The sequence below is a fragment of the Klenkia sp. AC732 genome, from assembly GCF_979256525.1.
Window position 1 is genome coordinate 104,003 of record NZ_CEEDOS010000005.1, and the last position, 20,344, is coordinate 124,346.

The window sequence follows — 20,344 nt, forward strand, 5'->3', positions numbered from 1 at the left end:
CACGCGCGCCGGGCCCCGCCCCGAGGACGCCGCGGTTAACGTCACCCCCCATGCGATCCCTGCTGCCCGCCGGGCGGACGGCCCGCCCGGTCCTCCAGGGGCTGGCCCTCACCCTGGCCGCCGGCCTCGCCGTCCTCGGCGCGGCACCGGCCGCTCTGGCCGAGGACGCCTCGGGCAGCGCGGCCCAGCTGACCGTCGACCCGGCGGCCCCGACCCCCACCGCGCCCCCGGACGGCGGTCCGCCGCAGGGCACCGCCCCCGACGGCAGCACGGTCGGCGGGGAGGGCCTGGACACCCGCGGCCTGGTCACCGTGGACGGCGCCCCGGCACTGCCCGAGGGCATCGACGCCCGAGGCTGGCTGGTCGCCGACATGGACACCGGCGAGGTGCTCGGCACCCAGGACCCGCACGGCCGCTACTACCCGGCCAGCACGCTCAAGACCCTGACGCTGCTCACCCTGGCACCCCAGCTGGACCCCGCCCTCGTCGTCGAGGGCACCCGCGAGGACGAGTCGGTCGAGGGCAGCCGGGTCGGGCTGGTCGCCGGCGGCCAGTACCCGGTGTCACTGCTGTTCGACGCCCTGGTCATGCAGTCGGGCAACGACGCGGCCAACGCCCTGGCCCGCGCGGCCGGTGGGGTCGAGGCCACGCTGGCCGCGATGAACGCCAACGCCCAGCGGATCGGCGCGCTGGACACCGTCGCCGGCACCCCGTCCGGACTGGACGTGGCCGGGCAGAGCTCCTCGCCCTACGACCTGGCCCTGGTGATGCGCCAGCTGGTGGAGGACCCCACGACCGCGGCGGTCCTGCAGACCCGCACCGCGCAGATGCCGGCCGTCCCCGGGCTGACCGAGGGCTACCAGATCCAGTCCCAGAACACCCTGCTCACCGAGTACCCGGGCACCCTGGGCGGGAAGACCGGGTTCACCGACGCTGCCCGGCACACCTTCGTCGCCGCCGCCGAGCGCGACGGGCGCCGCCTGGTGGTCAGCCTGATGCAGACCGAGCGCTTCCCCGTCTCCACCACCGAGCAGGCCGAGCGCCTGCTCGACTGGGGCTTCGCCACCCCGGGCGGGGACGCCGGGGACCCGCAGCTGGGCCGTCTCGTGGACCCCGGGGAGACCGAGCCGGTGGCGCTGCCCTCGGCCGCCACCCCCGCCGACGGCTCGCTGTCAGCCGAGGAGGCGGTCTCCCCCAGCCCCGCGTCGGCCGCGTCCACCACCGACGGGGAGTCCCCGCTGCTGCCGATCGGGCTCGCCGTCGGCGCGGTCGCCATCGTCGGCGCGACCGTCGTCGGACGACGTCGCGCCATGCGGCCGGTGGCCGTCGGCGCCGGGCTCAGCGCTCCGTCGGGACGTCGTCCCGGACCGGGCGACGCACCCGCAGACGGGGCAGCACCCTCGACGAGACGGCCCCCACCACAGCGCCGACCCCGACCAGACCGGCCGCCAGCACCCAGGGCGTAGGTCCGCGTCCGCGCTCGTCCACGAGCACCACGTCGGGCAGCCGGGTCGGGGCTTCCGGGCCGAGCGGGACGTCGGTGTCGGCGTGCTCGACGGCCGGCAGGGTCGCCGTCCACGCGGCGGTGAAGAAGGCGAAGCGGGCCACCACGTTGATCCAGATGACCAGGCCGACGAAGCTGCCCAGCGCCGCGACGGTGACGTTGCCCGACAGCACGCGCAGGTAGTAGCCGCCCAGGAACTTCAGCAGCTCGAAGCCCACCGCGCCGAAGACGGCACCGGGCAGCAGCTCGCGGACCCGGTAGGGGGTGTTCGGCACGCCCTTGAGCACCCAGAGGAACACCAGGGTGTCCCCCACCAGGGCCAGCCCGATGCCCAGCGCGGCGGTGAGCAGGAAGAAGCCGGGCACCTCGTCGACGCCCAGCAGGTCCAGCACCCAGGACGAGGCGGCCGTCGTCCCGGTGGTCAGCGCGATCGAGGTGATGCCCGCAACGGCGAAGCCCAGCAGCACGACGAGGTCCTTGAGCCGGTCGCCGATGAAGTCGGGCTGGTCGGGCTGCCCGCGCCAGACCACGTCCATGCCGACCCGCAGCTTGTCCATCGCGCCCAGGCCGACGAACAGGAACCCGACGAGCCCGATGACGCCGGTGGTGCCGCGGTTGTCGATGGCCCGGGTGACCTCCTGGGCCAGCGAGTCACCGGTGCCGCCGGGCACCGCGTCCCGGATGGCGTCGATGAGCTGCACCTGCAGCAGCGGGGACCCGGCCAGCACGAAACCGGCGATGGAGGCCAGCAGCAGCAGGACCGGGAACAGCGCCAGGAAGGCGTAATAGGTGACGCTGGAGGCCAGCACGTCGCCCTGGGCCCGGTTGTACGTGCCGCCGGCGTGCACGGCGTGGTCCAGCCACGGGTGGCGGGCGCGCTGGTGGTGCAGCTGGTCGCGCAGGCGGTCCACCAGCCGGGTGATCACGTTGCCCTGCTGCTCGGGCGCGGGTGTGGTCACCGGGCCGATCTTCGCAGCCGGGGGTGGGCCGCGCCCGGCGGGCTCAGCGGGTGGGACCGGTGAGCGGGTACTGGCGGGCCACGGCCCAGGTGCCGTCGGGCAGCTGCTCGAACTCGGTGAAGTGCTCGACCCGGAAGTCCGCGGCCAGCTCGGCGAGCTCGCCGGCGGCCATGTCGAGCATGTCGGTGGGCACGTCGTGGGCCACGGTCACGTGCGGGTGGTACGGGAACGTCAGCGGCCGCTGCAGCGGTCCGCTGCGCACGTCGGCGGCGATCTGCGCGCAGTCGGGCACGCCCGCGGCGACGGCGACGTAGACGACCTCGGAGACCGGCCGAAAGGTGTCGGTGCCGCGCAGTCGCAGGTCGAAGGGCGGGTGCCGGCGGGCGACCTCGGCGAGGTGCCCGGCGATGGTGGTGCGGTCAGCGGTCGGCACCTCGGTGGGCGGCAGCAGCGTCACGTGCGGCGGGACCAGGCTGGCTTGGGGGTCCCCGCACTTGGTGCGCCACTCCACCAGCAGCTGCGCCCACGGCTCGGGGACGTCGACCACCACGCCGATCACCGCGGTGTCGGCGGTGCTGCGGCGGGCCCGACGCGGGACGAACGTGTCGTCGTGACGACGCGGGACCGGGCTCACCGGACCACCCTCCCCGTGCTCACGGGGCCCCCACGGGCCGCAGGAAGCCGATCCGGTCGTACACCGTGGCCAGCGTCGGGGCGGCGACCGCGCGGGCCTTGGCGGCGCCGGCGGCGAGCACCTGCTCGAGCTCGGTGGTGTCGGCCAGCAGCTCGGCGGTGCGGGCCTGGACCGGGGCGTAGGCGTCGGTCACGACGTCGGCGAGCTCCTTCTTCAGGTCGCCGTAGCCACGCCCGGCGAAGCGCTCCTCGAGGGCGGCCACGGTCTCCCCGGACAGCGCCGAGTGGATGGTGAGCAGGTTGCTCACCCCGGGCTTGTCCTGCGGGTCGAAGACGACCTCGCGGCCGGTGTCGGTGACCGCGCTGCGGATCCGCTTGGCGGTCACCTTCGGGTCGTCGAGCAGGTTCACGCAGCCGGCCTCGGGCAGGCTCTTGGACATCTTCTTGTCCGGCTGCTGCAGGTCCAGCACCTTGGCCGCACCCTGCGGGATGAAGGCCTCGGGCAGCACGAAGGTGTCGCCGAAGCGGCTGTTGAACCGGGTGGCCAGGTCGCGGGTGAGCTCCAGGTGCTGGCGCTGGTCCTCACCGACCGGCACCCGCTGCGCCTGGTAGAGCAGGATGTCCGCGGCCTGCAGGATCGGGTAGGTGAACAGCCCGACGCTGGTGCCCCCGGTGCCCTGCCGGGTGGACTTGTCCTTGAACTGGGTCATCCGACCGGCCTCGCCGAAACCGGTGAGGCACTGCAGCACCCAGCCCAGCTGGGCGTGCTCGGGGACGTGGCTCTGCACGAAGAGCGCACTGCGCGAGGGGTCGACGCCCAGCGCGAGCAGCTGCGCGGCCGAGACCAGGGTGCGGCGACGCAGCACCGCCGGGTCCTGCTCGACGGTGATGGCGTGCAGGTCCACCACGCAGTAGAAGGCGTCGTGGTCGGCCTGCATGGAGACCCACTGCCGCAACGCACCCAGGTGGTTGCCGAGGTGGAAGGAGTCCGCCGTCGGCTGGATGCCGGACAGCACGCGGGGGGCAGGCACGTCCCTCATCGAACCACGCGCCACACCCGCACCGGTCCCGGACCCGCGGGACCGGTCCCACCGGGTCAGGCCGGAGAGCCGACGCCCAGCACCTCGGGGGCAACCGCGTCCAGCGCCTCGAGGAAGACGTCGTCCTCCTCCGGGGTGCCCACGGTCACCCGCAGCCCCTCCCCGGCGAAGGGCCGGGTGATGACGGCGCGGGCCTCCAGCGCCGCGGCCAGCGCGGCCGTCCGCTCCCCCACCGGCAGCCACACGAAGTTGGCCTGGCTGTCGGCCAGGACGTGCCCGCGCTCGCGCAGTGCGGCGGTCAGGCGGGTGCGCTCGGCGGTCACCTCGGCCACCCGGCGGCGCACCTCGTCCTCGCTGGCCAGCGCCGCGACGGCGGCGGCCTGGGCGACCATCGAGACGCTGAAGGGCACGTGCGTCTTGCGCACGGCCTCGGCCACAGCCGGGTCCTCGGCGAGCAGGTAGCCCACCCGTAGACCCGCCAGGCCCCAGGCCTTGGAGAACGTCCGCAGCACCGCGACGTTGGGCCGCCCGCGCATCAGCTCCACGCCGTCGGGCACGTCGGGGTCGGTGACGAACTCGCGGTAGGCCTCGTCGAGCACCACCAGGGTGGACGCGGGGACGGCGTCCAGGAAGCGCTCCAGCTCGGCCCGCCGGACCGCCGTCCCGGTGGGGTTGTTCGGGTTGCAGACCAGCACCACGCGCGTGCGCTCGTCGATCGCGGCCAGCAGAGCGTCCAGGTCGTGGGTGTCGGCCACCCCGCCCTCGGCGCCGGCGGTCAACGACACCTGCACGGCGTCGGCACCGGCGACCTGGGCCAGCAGCGGGTACATCTCGAAGGACCGCCAGGCGAACACCATGCTGGTGCCCAGCTCGCTGTAGGCCTGCGCAACCTGCTGCAGCAGCGTCACCGCACCGCACCCGGTCGCCACCTGCCCGGGGTCGACGCCGTAGCGCTGCGCCAGCGCCGTGGTGAGGACGGCGGCGCCGTTGTCCGGGTACCGGTTGGACTCCCCCACCGCGGCGGTGACGGCCGCGACCACGGCGGGCAGCGGCGGGAACGCCACCTCGTTGGAGGCCAGCTTCACCGCCCTCGGGACGCCGATCTCGCGGGCCAGGTCCGCCGGGTTGCGACCGGGCCGGTAGACGGGCAGGGCGGACACGGCGGGGCGGGGGCTGACCACGGTCTCGAGCTCCTCCGGTGGGTGGCAGGCTGTGCGCATGCGAGTTCTGGTCGCCGGTGGAGCCGGCTACATCGGCAGCGTAGTCACGGCCTCCCTGCTGGGGGGCGGTCACGAGGTGACCGTGCTGGACGACCTGTCCACCGGTCACGGCGACGCCGTCCCCGACGGCGCGACCCTGGTCCGGGCCTCCCTGCACGACTCCGGCCCGGTACTGGCCGACGTCCGGCCCGAGGCGGTGCTGCACTTCGCCGCCAAGAGCCTGGTCGGGGCCAGCCAGGTCTCCCCGGAGGACTACTGGCACACCAACGTCGGTGGCTCGCTGGCGCTGCTGGAGGCCATGCGGGCGGTGGACTGCCGGCGCATCGTCTTCTCCTCCACCGCGGCCACCTACGGCGAGCCCGAGTCGGTGCCGATCACCGAGGACGCCCCCACCCGGCCGACCAACACCTACGGCGCCTCCAAGCTGGCCGTCGACCACATGCTGACCTCCTACGCGGTGGCGCACTCCTTCGCCGCGGTCAGCCTGCGGTACTTCAACGTCGCCGGCGCCGGGCACGGCCGGGGTGAACGGCACGCCACCGAGACCCACCTGATCCCGATCGCACTGCAGGTCGCGGCCGGCACCCGGGACGCGATCACCGTCTACGGCGAGGACTACCCGACCCCCGACGGCACCTGCGTCCGGGACTACGTGCACGTGCTGGACCTGGCCGACGCCCACCTGCTGGCCCTGCCGGCGCCGGCGCCGGGTGAGCACCGGGTCTACAACCTGGGCAACGGCACCGGGTTCAGCGTGCAGCAGGTCGTCGACGCCGTCCGCGAGGTCACCGGGCACCCGGTGCCCGTCGTCGTCGGCGCCCGGCGGGCCGGGGACCCCGCGCAGCTCGTCGCCTCCTCGGCGCGCATCCGGGCGGACCTGGGCTGGACCCCGCAGCACGCCGAGCTGACCACGATGGTCCGCGACGCCTGGGAGCTCGCCCGCCCGGCCTGACCCCTCCCGACCACCACGGGCCCCGGCGCTGCTGCGCCGGGGCCCGTGTCGTCAGCGCTCGGTGGCGGCCGCGCCCGCGCGCAGGGTCTCGCCGTCGATCTCCGGCGGCGGCGCCGGGGACACGCTGAGCCGGGCGATCCGCCGTCCGTCGAGCTCGGTGACGGTGAGCTCCCGGCCCTCCACCTCGACGGAGTCCCCGACGGTGGGGATGCGGCCCAGCTCGGCCAGCACCCAGCCGGCCACCGTCTCGTAGGGCCCCTCGGGCAGGTGCAGGCCGGTGGCCTCGGCGAAGTCGTCCAGGTTCAGCAGGCCCTCGACGTCGTGCGGGCCCTCGGCGGGGTCGTCGGTCTCGGGGGCGGCGTCCTCGTCGTACTCGTCGTAGATCTCGCCGATGACCTCCTCGATGAGGTCCTCCAGCGTCACGATGCCGTCGGTGCCGCCGTACTCGTCGACGACGATCGCCAGGTGCTGGCTCTCCTTGCGCATCTCCGACAGCGCGGTCAGCACCCCGGCCGTGCCGGGCAGCTGCTTGACCTCGCGCGCCAGGTCCCCGACGGTCGCCGCCCGCCCGGCCGGGTGGTTGGGCAGGAACAGGTCGCGCACGTGCACGAAGCCGACGACGTCGTCCTGGCTCTTGCCGACGACGGGGTAGCGGCTGCGGCTGGACTCCGCGACCTGCTTGGCCGCGCGGCTGGCAGTCGTGGAGGCCTCCAGGAAGTCGACCTCGGTGCGCGGGGTCATCACCTCGCGAACCTCCCGGTCACCGGCGCGGAAGACCTCGTCGATGAGCCGGCGCTCGTCGCTGGACAGCGACTCGTGCGCCGCGACCAGGTCGCGCAGCTCCTCCTGGCTGATCGACTCCCCGCTCTGCTTGGGGTCCCCGCCCAGCAGCCGGACCAGCAGGTCGGTGGAGCGCGACAGCAGCCAGATGACCGGCCGGAACGCGGTGGCGATCCGGTTCAGCGGCCCGGCGACGACGAGGGAGAAGCCCTCGGCCCGCTGGAGGGCCAGGCGCTTGGGGGTCAGCTCACCGACGACGAGGGACAGGTAGCTGATCCCGATCGTCACCAGCACGAAGCTCAACGGGTCCGCCACCCCCTCGGTCAGCCCGACGGAGACCAGCCACTCCCCCAGCGGTGCCGAGAGCGTGCTGGCACCGAAGGCGGCGGAGAAGAAGCCGGCCAGGGTGACGCCGACCTGCACCGCGGCCAGGAACCGGTTGGGCTCGCTGAGCAGCTTGGTCAGCGCGGTGCCGCGCTTGCCCTTCTCCCCCAGCGCGCGGACCTGGGACTCGCGCAGCGAGACCAGGGCGATCTCCGCACCGGCGAAGGCCCCCCCGATGAGCACGAAGACGACGACCATGACGATGTTGAGCCAGACGTCGCTCACCGGCGGCGTGCTCCTCTGTGGTTCGGGGCGGGTGCGGGACGGGGTGTCGTGCGCTGCGGAGCAGGCCCCAGGGTCCCGTGTCCAGGACGGACGGTCCACCCAGCAACGGCCGGACAGGCACCCGCGTTCCACAGGTGTTGCTGGTCACGGGCCTGCCGGCCACGCCCGTCGCTCTGCGTCACCGAGGGTGCACACGCTCCGCACACGGTTACGGTCCACCCCCATGACCGGACCCGGCAGACCCCGCCCTCGGCGCTCCGCCCGCAGCCTCGGCTCCCTGCTCAGGACGGGGTCCCGGCGGCGTTGGGTGCCCGCCGTCGTCGCCCTCGCCGTGCTCGCCCTGATCGGCGGCGTGCTGTGGCTCGTGCCCGGGTCCACGGACGCGACCCCGGCCGCGGCGGCAGGTTCGACCACCAGCCGGGCCACCACGTCGTCCGCGGCCACGTCCACGACCGTCCCGACACCGCCGCCCACGACGACCGCCGAGACGACGGCCGCGACGACGACGGAGGCCGTCCCCACCACCGCGGCGCCCACCACCACCGAGCCGCCCGCCGCCGCCGGCTCTGCGGCCGCTCCCCCGCCGGTGGAGGCACCGGCGCCTGCACCGGCACCGGCACCGGCAGCCGCGCCTGCACCGGCCCCCGCACCGGCCGGTGACCCGGGACTCGAGGGTGCCGTGCTCGACCTGGTGAACGCCGAGCGCGCCGCGGCCGGTTGCGGGCCGGTCGTCGCCGACACCGGTCTGGCCGCCGTGGCCCGGGCGCACAGCGCCGACATGCGCGACCGCGGGTACTTCAGCCACACCACGCCCGACGGGCTCAGCCCCTGGGACCGGGCAGCCGCGGCCGGGGTGTCGGGTGCCAGCGGTGAGAACATCGCGAAGGGCTACGGCGACGCGGCGTCGGTGATGGCCGGCTGGATGGCCAGCCAGGGCCACCGCGACAACATCCTCGACTGCGACAACACCCGCCTGGGCACCGGCGTGGTCCAGGGCCCCGGTGGCCCCTGGTGGACCCAGCTGTTCGGTCGCTGACCACCCCGGTCTCGGGGACATCGGGCCCCAGGCGCCTCGTCAGGCCCCGCTCCCGTCCTCCGCCAGCTGACCGGGTACGCCGTGCCAGGCGCCGTCGTGCTCCAGGGCCACCCGCAGCTCGGGGAAGGCGAGGTCGACCCGCGCCGGCCAGCGACCCTCGTCATCCCGGACCTCGAACTGCGGGACGGCGACCAGTCCGGCCAGCGCCAGGTGCACCCGCGTCCGCGACTCGGGCAGCGACTCGGGCAGCGACGCGGCGCGCGCGTCGGCCAGTCCCACCGCCAGTTCGGCCCGCCGCCAACCGGGACCGGCCCCGGCCGCTGCGACGCGGGCCCGCAGCTCGGCCGGTCGCACGAGCCCCCCGGGAGAGGAGGACGTCGAGCAGCGCGACCGCCTCGGCAGTCGGTTGGTCGCACGCCGTCCGCAGGGCAGTGGTGCGCCGACCGCCACCGGTCACGGCGACCTCGGCCCCGGGGATCTCCGCCTGCCGGATCACCAGGCCGGTCACCGGACCGAACCGGTGGGCACGGGGGACGGTGACCTGCACCGGCGTCCCGGGCCCGCCGCCTCACCCACCCCGAGCAGCCACGCGGCGCTGCGGCCGCTGAGCACCCCGGCCGGTGGGAGCAGCAGGCGAGCGCCTGCGACCCGGACACCGCGCGTGTCCGGCACCGCGGCATCGACGTGGACGCCTCGGAAGAGCCGCCGCCACGCAGAGCTGCGGAGCTGGTCGGCGGTCGAGAGACCCAGCACGCGCGACGGCCCCCTCGACCGCGGGGGTCGAGGGGGCCGTCGCGTGGAGCGCCTGCGTCAGGCCATGGCCTTCTGGAGGTTGGTGTCGATCGCGGCGAGGAAGTCCTGGGTGGTCAGCCAGGGGGCGTCCTTGCCGATGAGGAGGGCGAGGTCCTTGGTCATCTGGCCGCCCTCGACGGTCTCGATGCACACGCGCTCGAGGGTCTCGGCGAACTCGGTGACCTCGGGGGTGCCGTCCAGCTTGCCGCGGTGGGCCAGGCCCCGGGTCCAGGCGAAGATCGACGCGATGGGGTTGGTCGAGGTCTCCTTGCCGGCCTGGTGCTGGCGGTAGTGCCGGGTGACCGTGCCGTGCGCGGCCTCGGCCTCGACGGTCTTGCCGTCCGGGGTGGCCAGCACCGAGGTCATCAGGCCCAGCGAGCCGAAGCCCTGCGCCACGGTGTCGGACTGCACGTCACCGTCGTAGTTCTTGCACGCCCAGACGTAGCCGCCCTCCCACTTGAGGTTGGCCGCGACCATGTCGTCGATCAGGCGGTGCTCGTAGGTGATCCCGGCGGCGGCGAACTTGTCGGCGAACTCCGCGTCGAAGACCTCCTGGAAGATGTCCTTGAAGCGGCCGTCGTAGACCTTGAGGATCGTGTTCTTGGTCGACAGGTACACCGGGTAGTTGCGGGCCAGGCCGTAGTTCAGCGAGGCCCGGGCGAAGTCCCGGATCGAGTCGTCGAGGTTGTACATCGACAGCGAGATGCCGGCCGACGGGGCCTGGAAGACCTCGCGCTCGATGGTCTCGCCGCCGTCCTCGGGGGTGAAGACGACCTTCAGGGTGCCCGCGGAGGGGAACTTGAAGTCGGTGGCGCGGTACTGGTCGCCGTAGGCGTGACGGCCGACGATGATCGGCTTGGTCCAGCCCGGCACCAGGCGCGGCACGTTCTGCATGATGATCGGCTCGCGGAAGATGACGCCGCCGAGGATGTTGCGGATCGTCCCGTTGGGCGAGCGCCACATCTGCTTGAGGCCGAACTCCTCGACCCGCGCCTCGTCCGGGGTGATCGTGGCGCACTTGACGCCGACGCCGTGCTCCTTGATGGCGTTGGCCGCGTCGATCGTCACCTGGTCGTCGGTGGCGTCGCGGTTCTCCATGCCCAGGTCGTAGTACTCGAGGTCGACGTCGAGGTACTTGAGGATCAGCTCGTCCTTGATGAACTGCCAGATGATCCGGGTCATCTCGTCGCCGTCGAGCTCGACGACCTTGCCCTGCACCTTGATCTTGCTCACGAAACGCTGTCCCTCTCTGTTGGGGACCGACCCGTCAGGGGTCGGCTCTCACATGTCGGCGATGTCCGCCTGCTTGGCTCGTACGGCCTCGGCTGCCTCACGCAGCCCGGCCAGCTCGTCGTCGGTCAGGTCGCCCTCGACCACGCGGCGCACGCCACCGCGGCCGATCTCGGCCTCCACCCCCAGGTACACCCCGGAGATGCCGTACTCGCCGTCGACCCACGCGCACACCGGCATGACCGCACCGGAGTCCTCGATGACCGCCTTCGCCATCCGGGCCGCGGCCGCGGACGGCGCGTAGTAGGCCGAACCGGTCTTGAGCAGCGCCACGACCTCGGCGCCGCCGTTGCGGGTCCGGTCCACCAGGTGGGCGATGCGGTCGGCGGCCAGCACCTCGGACAGCGGCTTGCCGTCGACGGTGCACCGGCTGGGGACCGGGACCATGGTGTCGCCGTGACTGCCCAGGGTCAGCGTGCGCACCGAGGCCACCGGGACGCCGAGCTCGCGCGCGACGTTGTCGGTGAACCGGGCGGTGTCCAGCATCCCGGCCTGGCCCAGCACCTTGCTCGTGGAGAACCCGGTGGCCAGCTGCGCCAGCGCGGTCATCTCGTCCAGCGGGTTGCTGACCACGATCACCACGGCGTCCGGCGAGGTCCGCGCCACGTTCTCCGCGACCTGCCGGACGATGCCGGCGTTGGTCTCGATGAGGTCCATCCGGCTCATCCCGGGCTTGCGGGGCAGGCCCGCGGTGATGACGACGACGTCGGAGCCCTCGGTGCCCTCGTAGGAGCCACCGCCGACGCCGACGACCTCGGTCTCGAAGCCCTCGATGGACCGGGACTGGTTGATGTCGAGGGCCAGGCCCTCGGGCTTGCCCTCGACGATGTCGGTGAGCACGACGGTGTCGAACACGTCGTACTCCGCGAGACGCAGAGCGGTCGTGGAGCCGTAGAAACCGGCGCCCACGACGGTGACCTTGCCAGTACGGGGCTGCGCTGCCATGGCGCCAAACCTAGCGGCGATCAGGGGTTCCGTGCCCGCCGGGGCGCTCACACCGCGGGGATGGCCAGCGCGACGCCGGTGAGCAGCAGCCCGGCACCCAGGCTCAGCACGACGTCGGTGGTCTGGCTGCGGATGGCGAGGAACCCGACCCGGCGCACCGGCAGCAGCATCCGCAGGACCGCGGCGACCACCAGGGCCAGGCCCATCAGCACCAGACCGCGCCGCCAGTTGCCACCGGTCACGCTCAGCAGGCCGGCTGCCACCACCAGGAGCACGACGGTCAGGGGCAGCTGCCGCAGCACCCCGGCCAGCACCGGCCGCCGGAGGTACAGCGGGGTCCGCGTGACGGTGGGCACGACGCTCAGCCGACGACGACGGCGGGAGCCTGGGCCTGCTCGGCCAGGGCCACCACGTTGGACAGCAGCATCGCCCGGGTCATCGGCCCGACCCCGCCGGGGTTGGGCGCGACCCAGCCGGCGACGTCCCACACGTCGGCGGCCACGTCACCGGCGATCTTGCCGTCGACCCGGCTGACCCCGACGTCCAGGACGGCGGCACCGGGCTTGACCATGTCGGCGGTCAGCAGGCCCAGCACCCCGGCGGCGGCGACGACGACGTCGGCGGACCGGGTGTGGACGGCGAGGTCACGGGTCCCGGTGTGGCAGAGGGTGACCGTGGCGTTCTCGCTGCGCCGGGTGAGCAGCAGGCCCAGCGGGCGGCCGACGGTGACGCCGCGGCCGACGACGGTGACCTCGGCGCCGGCGAGCTCGACGCCGTGCCGGCGGAGGATCTCCACGATCCCCAGCGGGGTGCACGGCAGCGGGCCGGGGACGCCCAGCACGAGCTTGCCGAGGTTGGTGGGGTGCAGGCCGTCGGCGTCCTTGGCCGGGTCCATCGCGGCGAGGACGGCGGCCTCGGACACCTGGCGGGGCAGTGGGAGCTGGACGATGTAGCCGGTGCAGGCGGGGTCGGCGTTGAGCTCGGCGACGACGGCCAGCACGTCGGCCTCGGTGGCGTCGGCGGGCAGCTCCCGCTGGATGCTGGCGATGCCGACCTGGGCGCAGTCGGAGTGCTTGGCGTTGACGTACCAGCGGCTGCCCGGGTCGTCCCCGACCAGCAGGGTGCCCAGACCCGGGCGCCGGCCGGCCGCGGCGAGGGCGGCCACCCGCTCGGTGAGCTCGGTGCGGATCGCCGCTGCGGTGGCCTTGCCGTCGAGTCGGGATGCGGTCACCGCGCCAGTCTGCCGCACGGACCGGGCGCCCATAAGCTCGTCCGCGCAGGAGCGGCGCTCCCCCGCCGCGGGATCTGCAGAGGAGACCCGATGACCGAGCCCCGCCCCCAGCCGACCGGCGCCACCGGCAGTGCCGCGGACCCGACCCGTCCGGTCGGTGCGTCCCCGGCACCGGTGGACCCCGCCCCGCGCGCCGACGCCGGCCCCGAGGACCGCACCCGGGTCGACCAGACGCGGGTGGACCACACCCCGCCCCGGGACCCGGTCGCCGAGCAGACCACCGCGGTGCACCCGCTCCCCGAACGGCACCGCGACGAGACGCTGCCGGGCACGACCCGCGCCGCGCACGTGCCCACCGACCCGGCGCCCGAGCGCACCACCTGGCACCCGGACTCCGACGTCGACCGCACCACCCCGGCCTGGTCCACCGAACCGGTCGCGGTCCGCCGGGCGGACTCGGTCGCGGCGTTCCTGCTGCTGCTGGCCGGGGTCGCCGCGGGCATCAGCCTGCTGCTGCCGTGGACGCCGGAGGGCCGCACCGGGCTGGACCTGCTGCGCGACGGCCTGGACCAGCTGGCCACCGACTGGACGGGCGTGTTCGACGCCGGCCTGTGGCAGCCGCTGGCCGTGTTGTTCGGCGGCGGGGTGCTCTTCCTGCTCGGCCTGCTGCTGCTGGTCCCCGCCAAGTCGCACCGGTTCCTCGGCGTGCTCGCACTCCTGGTCGCCCTGGCCGTGCTGGCCGGGGTCCTGGTGCCCCTGGCCGACACCGGCTGGGACCTCGCCGACTACGACATCGGCTTCTCCTTCGCCCTCGCCGTCGCCGGCCTGGGCCTGCTGGGCGCCCTCAAGGCCGCCTTGACCGGGCGGAAGCACGCCGGGTGACGTGCTGGGACGGCCCGGCTGCCCCCCACGGCGCGCGGAGAGCGTCGTGAGGGGCAGCCGGGTCCTCTCTCAGTGCGCGAAGTGCCGGGTGCCGGTGAGGTAGAGCGCGATGCCGGCTGCCGCGGCGGCTGCGGTGACCTCCTCGTCGCGGACCGACCCACCGGGCTGGACGACCGCGGTGACCCCGGCCTCCAGCAGCACCTGCAGGCCGTCGGCGAAGGGGAAGAACGCGTCGGAGGCGGCGACCGAGCCCGTGGCCCGCTCCCCGGCCCGCTGGACGGCCAGGCGGGCGGCGTCGACCCGGTTGACCTGGCCCATGCCGACCCCGACGGTCGCGCCGTCGGCGGCGAGCAGGATGGCGTTGGACTTCACCGCGCGCACCGCACGCCAGGCGAAGACGAGGTCGTCGAGGGTGTCGGCGCTGACCGGGTCGCCGGTGGCCAGCGTCCAGGTGGTCGGGTCGTCGCCGGCGGCGTCGATGCGGTCGGGCTGCTGGACGAGCAGTCCGCCGCTGATCGGGCGCAGCTCGACTGCGTCGGTGCCGGCGCCCTCGGGCAGCCGCAGCAGCCGGATGTTCTTCTTCCGGGTCAGCACGGCCAGCGCGTCCTCGGTGAAGGACGGCGCGACGACGACCTCGGTGAACACCTCGGCGATCTGCTCGGCGGTGGACAGGTCGACCTCACGGTTGACGGCGATCACGCCACCGAAGGCCGACACCGGGTCGCAGGCGTGCGCCTTGCGGTGGGCCTGCGCCAGGTCGTGGCCGGTGGCGATCCCGCAGGGGTTGGCGTGCTTGATGATCGCGACGCAGGGCTCGTCGTGGTCGGCGGCGGCCCGGCGGGCGGCATCGGTGTCGACGTAGTTGTTGTAGGACATCGGCTTGCCGTGGAGCTGCTCGGCCTGCGCGAGCCCGGTCGCCGTCCCGGCGGTGCGGTAGAGCGCCGCGGCCTGGTGCGGGTTCTCCCCGTAGCGCAGCACGTCGGCGCGGTCCCAGGACCCGCCCCACCAGGCGGGGAAGCCGGTCTCGTCGTCGGGGGCCAGCGTCGTCCCCATCCAGGAGGCGACGGCGGTGTCGTAGGCGGCGGTGTGCCGGAAGGCCGCGGCGGCCAGGCGCTGCCGCTGGCCCAGCTCGAACCCGCCGGCCCGGACGGCGTCGAGGACGTCGGCGTACCGGGCCGGGTCGACGACGACGGCGACCGAGGGGTGGTTCTTGGCGGCGGCGCGGACCATCGCCGGCCCGCCGATGTCGATCTGCTCCACGCACTCGTCGGGGGTGGCCCCGGAGGCGACGGTCTCGCTGAACGGGTAGAGGTTCACCACGACCAGGTCGAAGGCGGCGATGCCGAGCTCGTCGAGCTGGCGGACGTGGTCGGGCTTGCGGCGGTCGGCCAGGATGCCGGCGTGCACGGCCGGGTGCAGGGTCTTGACCCGCCCGTCCAGGCACTCGGGGAAGCCGGTGACCTGCTCGACGGGCGTGACCGGGATGCCGGCGGCGGCGATCCGGGCGGCGGTGGCCCCGGTGCTCACCAGCTCGACCCCGGCGTCGGCCAGGCCACGGGCCAGCTCCTCGACCCCGGTCTTGTCGTAGACACCGAGCAGGGCGCGGCGGACGGGGGTGCGGTCGCTCATCGGGGTGCTCTCGTTCCTGGTCGGGGGTGCGGTCACGGCTGTGCGGTGCGGGTGGTCAGGGAGGTGACGGTGTCCACGAGGAGCTCGCGCTCGACGGCCTTGACCCGCTCGTGCAGCCGGGCCTCGTCGTCCCCGGCGAGGACGGGGACCGGCGCCTGGGCGAGCACCGGTCCGGTGTCCAGGCCGGCGTCGACCAGGTGCACGGTCGCGCCGGTCACCGGGACACCGGCTGCCAGGGCGTCGCGGACGGCGTGCGCACCCGGGAAGGCGGGCAGCAGCGAGGGGTGGCTGTTCACGAGCCGGCCACCGAAGGCGGCGAGCACGGCGGGGCCCAGCAGCCGCATGAACCCGGCGCAGACGACCAGGTCGGGCCGGTGGGCGGCCAGTTCGCGGGCCAGCGCGTCGTCCCAGGCGGCCCGGTCGGGGTGGTCGGCGGGCCGGACGACGAAGGTCGGCAGCCCGCGCTCGCGGGGGGCGGCCAGCCCGGCGGCCTCGCGGTCGGCGCCGACGGCCACGACCGTGAAGGGGCCGGGCTCCTCGCCGGGACCGGCCTGGGCCTGCAGCAGGGCCAGGCACAGCGACCCGACCCCCGAGACCAGCACGACCACCCGGGCGGGGGGCTCGCGGTCGACCGGCACGTGCAGGGACCCTACCGCCGCGCGGGCGGGCCGCCGACCGGTCAGCTGCTCCGGCGCCAGCGGGTGACGGCGGCCGACACCGCGGCGGCGAGGCCGGCCTGTGCGGCGATCGCCAGTCCGGTGGCCAGCGGGGGTGCGCCGACCTCGGCCAGACCGCCGTCCCCGAGCTGCCCCGAACCGGCGGCCACGACCAGACCGGCGAGCACACCCACCCCGACGCCGGCGACGACGCCCCACAGCGCGGCGGTCAGCGCACCGCCGTCGACGAGGGTCAGCCGGCGGGCCAGGGCCACCCCGGTGACCAGGCCGGCCAGCACGGGCAGCGCCTGGGAGAGGAAGGCCAGCAGCGGGACGGCCTGGGTGTCGGGCAGCGCGGCCAGCAGCGGGAGTGCGGGCACCGCCCCCAGGGTGACGCCGCCGGTGGACACCAGGGTCCCGGCGCCCACGAGGAAGCCGGGGCCGGCTGCCAGGCCGAGCACGGCGGCGGCGGCGTTGGGCAGCAGCAGGGCACCCAGCCCCAGCAGGCCGACCGCGCCGGCACCGGCGCCGCCCAGCCCGGTGGCCAGGGCGGCAGCGCCGCGGGCGTCACTGGCCAGGGCCACCGCGACGACGACGAGGGCCAGCGCGAGCAGGGTCAGCAGCCCCGCGAGGGCGCCCCGCGCCAGCGCGCGGGCCGGACCGGGCACGCGGTCGGCCAGCGCCCCCGCGAGACCGGACTCCCGGAGCGCTCCCCAGCCGCCAGCGGCCAGCACGAGCAGCAGCGCGCCGGTGAGCACCGGCACCAGGGCCACCCGCGCCCCGGGGGTGTCGACCAGGGCTGCGAGCGCAGCGGTCCCGGCGAGGTGGACGACGACGACGGCGGCGAGCACCTGGCCGACCGGGCGGGCGTCCCGCAGGTCGGCCCCGGCGACCACCGACCGGACGGCCCGGGAGAGCCCCCACGCCGCGCCGAGGGTGAGCAGCAGCGGGGCGATCGCCAGCGGACCGGACGCCAGGTCCAGCTGCGCGCCCTGGGCGAGCAGCCAGAGCTGGCCGGCCAGCCGGGCGTTCTCCCCCAGCGACAGCCCGCCGTCGGGGTCCAGCGCGGCCACCACGACCAGCGCCAGGGCCAGGCCCAGCACCCCGACGACCGGGACGGCCAGTGCGGTCAGCGCGGCGAGCCCGGCGGGGTGGACGGCCCGACGGCCACCGCCGTCCCGCGCCGACGGACCCCGGCCGGGGAGTCGGGCGAGCAGGGAGGTCACCCCTCCACTGTCCCAAGTGCGGCGGCCTCGTGGGTGGTGCACGCGCCGTCGGCCGGGACTTCGCGGCGTCGGTGACGGATCGGTCACCCCCGACGGGTGGGTGGTGGGGTCGGGACGGGTGCGCCGGACGGCGGAGACCCGCCCCGGCAGGCGCCGGGGCGGGTCTCTGGTCGTGCGGGTGGCGGTCGGGGCACAGGGCCCGGCCGGTCAGCTCTCGCTGGGCCGCGGGCGGTCCGGGTCGGACCCGTCGCGGTCGGCGTCCCCGGAGGGAACGGCCGAGGCACTGGTGCTGCCGGTGCTCCCGCTGCTCGCGGGCGGCGGCGGCGGGGTCGACGGGGCGGCGTAGGTCGGCGGGGCCGGGGGCTGGCCCGCGGGCTGCGCCCACCCGCCCTGCTGCCCGGACGGCGTGCCGGGACCCTGCTCGGCGCCGGGCTGCCCCCAGCCCGCGGAGGGCTGGCCGTAGCCGGCGGAGGGCTGGCCGTAGCCGGCGGAGGGCTGGCCGTAGCCGGCCGGCGGGGTCTGCTGACCGTAGGGCTGCGACGGCTGGCCCGGCTGCCCGTGGGACTGCTGCCCGTACGAGGACTGCCCGTAGGACTGCTGGCCCGGTGTCTGCTGGCCCGGGGCCTGCTGGCCGTGACCCTGCTGGGCCGATGACTGCTGGTCGGAGGCCTGCTGAGCCTGCTGGCCGTACCCCTGGGGGGCGGGACCCTGCTGGCCGAAGCTCTGCTGGCCGTAGCCCTGCTGGGCCTGCTGGCCGTAGCCCTGCTGGCCCTGCTGGCCCTGCTGGCCCTGCTGGCCCTGCTGGCCCTGCTGGCCCTGCTGGCCCTGCTGGCCCTGCTGGCCGTAGCCCTGCTGGCCCTGCTGGCCGTAGCCCTGCTGGCCCTGCGGACCGTGGCCCTGCTGGCCGAACTGCGGTGCGGGCTGGTTGGCCCACTGGGAGGCGTTGGCCAGGCCGCCCGACAGCTGCGGCCGGTTCTTCAGCTCCGGGAGCAGCCCCAGCACGGCGAAGGCCAGCGCAGCACCGGAGACCAGGAAGGCCAGCAGCGCGAAGAAGCTGAAGCCGACCTCGAAGGTGCTGATCCACTCGACCAGGGTCAGCAGGAACGCCAGCCCGGTGAGACCCACGGTCACGAACCCGCGCGGGAAGGGCACGGCGAGGTCGATGACGGCCGGGAGCAACGCCCACACCGCGGCGACGAGCAGCAGGACGAAGGCGAAGACGACCAGCCCGGAGTCGAAGCCGTTGAAGGAGTACCCGAAGGAGAAGGAGTACCAGGGGAACAGCGCGGCGATCAGGTAGACGATCGCGGCACCGCCGACCACGTAGTCGGCGAGCTTCAGCTTCTTGAGGTCGAACCCGGCCCCCGCGGACTGCCCGGGAGCGCCGGCCACCTGCTGCCCGTAGGGCGGCTGGCCCTGGGGCTGGCCCCAACCGCCTGATCCCTGCTGCGGCCCCTGCTGCTGACCCTGCTGCGACTGGCCGTACGAGGACTGCCCGTAGGGCGGCTGACCGTAGGCGGCGGGCCCCTGTCCCGGCTGGCCCTGCTGCGGCTGGCCCTGCTGCGGCTGGGACGGCGCCCACCCGCCGGACGGCTGGCCGCCGGGCTGGGACCAGCCGGGCTGGCCCTGCGGTGACTGGCTCTGGGGTGACTGGCTCTGCGGGGAGTCGCCCTGCGGGGACCGGCCCTGCCCGGGCTGGTCCCAGCCGCCGGGCTGCTGGGCCTGCGGGGCGCCGTACCCGGACGGACCCTGCTGCCCGGGACCACCCGGTGTCTGGTCGGGTCCACTGGTCGTCATCGCGCGGATTCTCCTGAGGTGTGGCGGGACTCGACACGGTGCCGTGTCGATCTTCCTCCGCGCATGGTCTCGACCCCGCCGTGCCGATGCAAACGCGGCGCGCGCGTCCCACCCGACCGGGTCGGGGGCTCCCGCGGCCACACGCACCGCTGCCCGGCACCCCACGAAGGGGGTGCCGGGCAGCCGGTGACGTGCTGGAACGGTCCCGTCGCAGGGCCCCGGGACGCGCGCAGCGTGTCCTGGGGGCGACGGGGTCCTCGTTCAGGCCCCGAGCAGCTCGCGCATCAGGCGGGCGGCCTCGGACGGGGTCTTGCCGACCTTGACGCCCGCGGCCTCGAGGGCCTCCTGCTTGGCCTGCGCGGTGCCGGCCGAGCCGGACACGATGGCGCCGGCGTGGCCCATGGTCTTGCCCTCGGGGGCGGTGAAGCCCGCGACGTAGCCGACGACGGGCTTGGTGACGTGGGCCTTGATGAACTCGGCCGCGCGCTCCTCGGCGTCGCCACCGATCTCACCGATCATCACGATGGCCTCGGTCTCCGGGTCGTCCTGGAAGGCCTGCAGCGCGTCGATGTGCGTGGTGCCGATGACCGGGTCGCCGCCGATGCCGATGGCGGTGGAGAAGCCGATGTCCCGCAGCTCGTACATCATCTGGTAGGTCAGCGTGCCGGACTTGGAGACCAGCCCGATCTTGCCGGCCTGGGTGATGTCGGCCGGGATGATGCCGGCGTTGGAGCGGCCGGGGCTGATCAGGCCGGGGCAGTTGGGCCCGATGATCCGGGTGCTCTTGCCCTGGGCGTAGGCCCAGAACTCGGTCGAGTCCTTGACCGGGATGCCCTCGGTGATGACGACGCACAGGCCGATGCCGGCGTCGATGGCCTCGGTGACGGCGCCCTTGGCGAACTTCGGCGGCACGAAGACGACGGTGACGTCGGCCCCGGTCTCCTTCATGGCCTCGGCGACGGAGCCGAAGACCGGCACGGAGGTGCCGTCGAAGTCGACGGTCTGGCCGGCCTTGGAGGGGTTGACGCCGCCGACGACCGCGGTGCCGGAGGCCAGCATGCGCTGGGTGTGCTTGCGGCCCTCCGAGCCCGTGATGCCCTGGACGATGACCTTGCTGTTCTCGGTGAGGAAGATGCTCATGTTCGAAAAGTCCTTCGGGGTCA

General features: G+C 74.7%; 18 protein-coding genes and 1 pseudogene. 4 read left to right on the forward strand and 15 right to left on the reverse strand.

What is annotated here, in order from left to right:
* Positions 1–50: 50 nt before the first annotated feature.
* Positions 51–1,466, forward strand: coding sequence for a D-alanyl-D-alanine carboxypeptidase family protein (locus AC0IVP_RS03780; RefSeq protein ID WP_471754677.1), 1,416 nt, complete (start codon positions 51–53; stop codon positions 1,464–1,466).
* Positions 1,467–1,572: 106 nt separating this feature from the next.
* On the opposite strand, the pseudogene AC0IVP_RS03785 reads toward AC0IVP_RS03780, so the two are convergent.
* The 4 genes and pseudogenes from AC0IVP_RS03785 to hisC form a co-directional block, all read right to left on the reverse strand.
* Positions 1,573–2,463: pseudogene (locus AC0IVP_RS03785) on the reverse strand (YihY/virulence factor BrkB family protein); the annotation flags it as partial.
* Between the two features lie 43 nt (positions 2,464–2,506).
* Positions 2,507–3,097: a 2'-5' RNA ligase family protein gene (locus AC0IVP_RS03790; protein WP_471754679.1), complete on the reverse strand. Its 591-nt coding sequence runs from the start codon at positions 3,095–3,097 to the stop codon at positions 2,507–2,509.
* A 19-nt stretch (positions 3,098–3,116) separates the two neighbouring features.
* Complete coding sequence (gene trpS / locus AC0IVP_RS03795) at positions 3,117–4,136, reverse strand: tryptophan--tRNA ligase (protein ID WP_056288993.1); 1,020 nt, start codon at positions 4,134–4,136, stop codon at positions 3,117–3,119.
* Positions 4,137–4,192: 56 nt separating this feature from the next.
* On the reverse strand, positions 4,193–5,317 hold the full coding sequence (hisC, locus tag AC0IVP_RS03800; protein WP_471754681.1) for a histidinol-phosphate transaminase: 1,125 nt from the start codon (positions 5,315–5,317) through the stop codon (positions 4,193–4,195).
* 37 nt (positions 5,318–5,354) lie between these two features.
* Between hisC and galE the strand changes: the two genes are divergently transcribed.
* The gene (gene galE, locus AC0IVP_RS03805; protein WP_471754683.1) at positions 5,355–6,308 is read left to right on the forward strand and encodes a UDP-glucose 4-epimerase GalE; all 954 of its coding nucleotides are present in this window, start codon (positions 5,355–5,357) and stop codon (positions 6,306–6,308) included.
* A gap of 51 nt (positions 6,309–6,359) precedes the next feature.
* Here galE and AC0IVP_RS03810 read toward each other — a convergent pair whose 3' ends face one another.
* Positions 6,360–7,697, reverse strand: coding sequence for a hemolysin family protein (locus tag AC0IVP_RS03810; protein WP_056289002.1), 1,338 nt, complete (start codon positions 7,695–7,697; stop codon positions 6,360–6,362).
* Positions 7,698–8,004: 307 nt separating this feature from the next.
* On the opposite strand from AC0IVP_RS03810, the gene AC0IVP_RS03815 reads away from it, so the two are divergent.
* Positions 8,005–8,733 carry a CAP domain-containing protein gene (locus AC0IVP_RS03815; protein WP_471754685.1) on the forward strand — a complete coding sequence of 243 codons (729 nt, stop codon included), beginning with the start codon at positions 8,005–8,007 and terminating at the stop codon, positions 8,731–8,733.
* Between the two features lie 39 nt (positions 8,734–8,772).
* Here AC0IVP_RS03815 and AC0IVP_RS03820 read toward each other — a convergent pair whose 3' ends face one another.
* The 5 genes from AC0IVP_RS03820 to AC0IVP_RS03840 form a co-directional block, all read right to left on the reverse strand.
* Entirely contained in the window at positions 8,773–9,087 is a 315-nt protein-coding gene (locus tag AC0IVP_RS03820) for a hypothetical protein (protein ID WP_471754687.1), read from the reverse strand.
* Between the two features lie 456 nt (positions 9,088–9,543).
* On the reverse strand, positions 9,544–10,758 hold the full coding sequence (locus tag AC0IVP_RS03825; protein ID WP_471754689.1) for an NADP-dependent isocitrate dehydrogenase: 1,215 nt from the start codon (positions 10,756–10,758) through the stop codon (positions 9,544–9,546).
* A 48-nt stretch (positions 10,759–10,806) separates the two neighbouring features.
* A complete protein-coding gene (locus AC0IVP_RS03830) occupies positions 10,807–11,760 on the reverse strand; it encodes a malate dehydrogenase (protein WP_056289014.1) in 954 nt (317 codons plus the stop codon).
* Between the two features lie 47 nt (positions 11,761–11,807).
* Positions 11,808–12,116, reverse strand: a complete 309-nt coding sequence (locus tag AC0IVP_RS03835; RefSeq protein ID WP_082556466.1) for a DUF3017 domain-containing protein — start codon at positions 12,114–12,116, stop codon at positions 11,808–11,810.
* A 5-nt stretch (positions 12,117–12,121) separates the two neighbouring features.
* On the reverse strand, positions 12,122–12,991 hold the full coding sequence (locus AC0IVP_RS03840; RefSeq protein WP_471754691.1) for a bifunctional methylenetetrahydrofolate dehydrogenase/methenyltetrahydrofolate cyclohydrolase: 870 nt from the start codon (positions 12,989–12,991) through the stop codon (positions 12,122–12,124).
* Between the two features lie 90 nt (positions 12,992–13,081).
* On the opposite strand from AC0IVP_RS03840, the gene AC0IVP_RS03845 reads away from it, so the two are divergent.
* On the forward strand, positions 13,082–13,873 hold the full coding sequence (locus AC0IVP_RS03845; RefSeq protein ID WP_471754693.1) for a hypothetical protein: 792 nt from the start codon (positions 13,082–13,084) through the stop codon (positions 13,871–13,873).
* A 69-nt stretch (positions 13,874–13,942) separates the two neighbouring features.
* Here AC0IVP_RS03845 and purH read toward each other — a convergent pair whose 3' ends face one another.
* The 5 genes from purH to sucD all read right to left on the reverse strand — a co-directional run bounded on the left by purH (position 13,943) and on the right by sucD (position 20,321).
* Entirely contained in the window at positions 13,943–15,502 is a 1,560-nt protein-coding gene (gene purH, locus AC0IVP_RS03850) for a bifunctional phosphoribosylaminoimidazolecarboxamide formyltransferase/IMP cyclohydrolase (RefSeq protein WP_471754695.1), read from the reverse strand.
* A gap of 32 nt (positions 15,503–15,534) precedes the next feature.
* Entirely contained in the window at positions 15,535–16,140 is a 606-nt protein-coding gene (gene purN, locus AC0IVP_RS03855; protein ID WP_056289021.1) for a phosphoribosylglycinamide formyltransferase, read from the reverse strand.
* 41 nt (positions 16,141–16,181) lie between these two features.
* Entirely contained in the window at positions 16,182–17,384 is a 1,203-nt protein-coding gene (locus tag AC0IVP_RS03860) for a cell division protein PerM (protein WP_471754697.1), read from the reverse strand.
* A 207-nt stretch (positions 17,385–17,591) separates the two neighbouring features.
* Positions 17,592–19,181 carry a hypothetical protein gene (locus AC0IVP_RS03865; RefSeq protein ID WP_471754699.1) on the reverse strand — a complete coding sequence of 530 codons (1,590 nt, stop codon included), beginning with the start codon at positions 19,179–19,181 and terminating at the stop codon, positions 17,592–17,594.
* Positions 19,182–19,442: 261 nt separating this feature from the next.
* Positions 19,443–20,321 carry a succinate--CoA ligase subunit alpha gene (sucD, locus tag AC0IVP_RS03870; protein WP_056289031.1) on the reverse strand — a complete coding sequence of 293 codons (879 nt, stop codon included), beginning with the start codon at positions 20,319–20,321 and terminating at the stop codon, positions 19,443–19,445.
* Positions 20,322–20,344 lie beyond the last annotated feature (23 nt).